3 protein-coding genes are annotated in these 2379 nt (G+C 57.2%); all 3 read right to left on the bottom strand.

The genetic code is table 11. The features are described 5' to 3' along the window. Positions 1 to 51: 51 nt before the first annotated feature. On the bottom strand, positions 52 to 456 hold the full coding sequence (gene fliS / locus ACRESD_RS26235; protein WP_431753567.1) for a flagellar export chaperone FliS: 405 nt from the start codon (positions 454 to 456) through the stop codon (positions 52 to 54). Positions 457 to 595: 139 nt separating this feature from the next. Then, positions 596 to 2002, bottom strand: coding sequence for a flagellar filament capping protein FliD (fliD, locus tag ACRESD_RS26230; protein ID WP_431753566.1), 1407 nt, complete (start codon positions 2000 to 2002; stop codon positions 596 to 598). 81 nt (positions 2003 to 2083) lie between these two features. Continuing rightward, a partial coding sequence (locus ACRESD_RS26225; protein WP_431753565.1) for a flagellar protein FlaG occupies positions 2084 to 2379 on the bottom strand: 296 nt, incomplete at its 5' end.

The raw sequence follows: 2379 nt of genomic DNA, 5'->3' as shown, positions 1-2379 counted from the left end.
CAATGCGTTGCAATGCTTGGCTCATGACGTGTTCCTCAAGGCCGCTTGGCCTTATTGTGCAGCGCCTTGTGGCGCGCCGATGGCATCCCAGCCTTCCTTCACGGTAATCAGCAAACGGGCGACTTCGTCGATCATGTCGGCATCGTTGTGCAGATTGGCTTCCATCAGACGGTTGGTCATGTACACGTACAAACCTTCCAACTGCTGAACGTATTCCTTGTTGTCGCTTTTTTCCGCACTCAGTCCATCACGAAGTCCAATGAGGATGTCGACGGCCTTGCCCAGCATCAGGCCCTTCGCGGCGATATCACCACGCGCCAACGCACCTTTGGCCTGCGCCATGCGGTCGAGCCCGCCCTCCATCAGCATTTGCACCAGGCGGTGCGGGCTGGCTTCGGAGATCTGGGCATGGGAATTGACCTTCTGGTATTGGCGAAGGGCTCTCATGGGATTCATGTTTCTACCTCGTGACAGGCAACAGCGAGAAGGTTTTCAGTAACCATTATGTCGACTGGGTCGCAAAAAACTTTAACCCGACGATCTCAGAAAGAACAAAGCCCAGGTCAACGGACCCGGGCTTTTTTTACGCGCTCAATCAGCTGCTGCTGCTTTTCGAATTACTGATCGCGTTGAGCGTACCGAGGATGCTGTTGCTCTGCTGGCGCAACTGCGCCACCAGGGTATCCATGGCCGTGTACTTGCGGGTCAAGGCGTCTTGCATGGTCGTCAGACGGTCATCCAGGGCAGTCTGCTGTTTGTTCAGGTCTTTCAGGCTGTCCGACAACGACGCCGAACGCGTCGCCAGAATACCGGTGGTGGCCTTGGCATAGCCATCGGTCGCCGTCGTCAGACGCGCAAGCAAGCCGTCCTTGCCGCTGAAAATACTGTTGATGTCAGCGGCGTTGGTCAGGACGGCCTTGTCCCACTGCTTGGCGTCAATGCTCAGCGCGCCGGTGTCCTGGTCGGTCGTGACACCGAACTGGGCCAGGGACTTCAGGGTACCGTTGCCGGACAGCGCGTTGAACTCGTTGCGGATGGCCGCCTGCAAGCTGCGCATGGTCGAGTCGCCGGTCAAGGTGGCAGCGATAGAGTTACCGGCCGCATCCTTGGTGACCTTGGTCTCGGCGTTCATGGCCTTGAGCAAGGCATTGTAGGTGTCGACAAAGCCCTTGACCCCAGATTTCAGGGCGGTGGTGCTAGTGGTGACGGAGATGGTCAGGGCCGTACGAACCGGATTCGGGCTCTGATCATTGGCCGTGGCGGTGGGCGACAGCGACAGCAACTTGATACTCACACCACTCACAGCATCGGTGATGCTATTGGTCTTGGATTCCGCAGCAATGCCGTCGATCGTGTACTTGGCATTCTGAGGTGGGCTGACCACCGTGTAACCCGTATCGATCCCGGAATTACCCGACATTGTCAGGTCCGAACCGACCCCACCATTAGTGGAGGTCAGGATAAGACGCGAACCGTTGGAGTCGGTGAGGATGTTGGCACTCAAGCCGGCAGTACCGAACTGCGAGTTGATCGAGTCACGTACCTGCTGCAGGGTCGCACCGGCCGGCACACTCAAGTCGAAGTTCTTGCCCGACTGGCTGATCGTTAGCGTTGTTGCGCTGGTGCCATTGTTCACGACCGTCGACTGGCCACCGGCATAACTCTTGGTCGACAGCTTCGAAGGTGTCGCCAACTGGTTGACGACCAGCGAGAAGCTACCGTTCGCAGCTCCTTGGTTGGCGGTCATGGTGGCGACTTTCTCGTCCGAAGACGTACCGGTCAAGCCACTGAAACTGTTATCGGTGCCCATGTTGGCCAGCGCACCGCGAAAGGCATCCAGGGCTGCCTGGATCTTGCCGATCGACGACAACTGAGTGGTCGCCTTTTGCGACTGGAGGTTGATCTGCGCCTGCTTCGGCGCTCGTTCGGCATCCACCAGGGACTTCACAATCGCCTGGGTGTCGAAACCCGACCCAACGCCAGTAATCGTTGTACCCGCCATTACCTTTCTCCTATTCCGGTGGCTGCCGTTATCTTGACGAACAACGCTTCAAGTGCTGACAGCAACAAATTTCATGCCAGCTCAAGCCTTGTCGTCAAACAACACATGACTGGCGCTGGCCAGGCTCTGTGCCAGTTTCAAGGCAGTTTCCGAAGGAATCTGCCGGATCACTTCACCGGTGTCGGTGGCAATGACCTTGACCACAACCCTGTGGGTAGAGTCATCAATGGAAAAGTCCAGATTGCGCTGGGCTGCTTGTACGAATTCTTTAATATCGGTGACCGCTTTTTCCAGACTGTCCTTTTGGGACGTACCTGCGGTTGGCGCGGCCGCTTCAACCTTAGTCTTGTCTTTGTCCGCAACCACAGGTGCCGGGG

The sequence above is a fragment of the Pseudomonas sp. genome, assembly GCF_050739995.1.
In the GTDB taxonomy this organism is placed as follows: Bacteria; Pseudomonadota; Gammaproteobacteria; order Pseudomonadales; family Pseudomonadaceae; genus Aquipseudomonas.
This window is presented reverse-complemented; position numbering and strand designations above follow the sequence as displayed.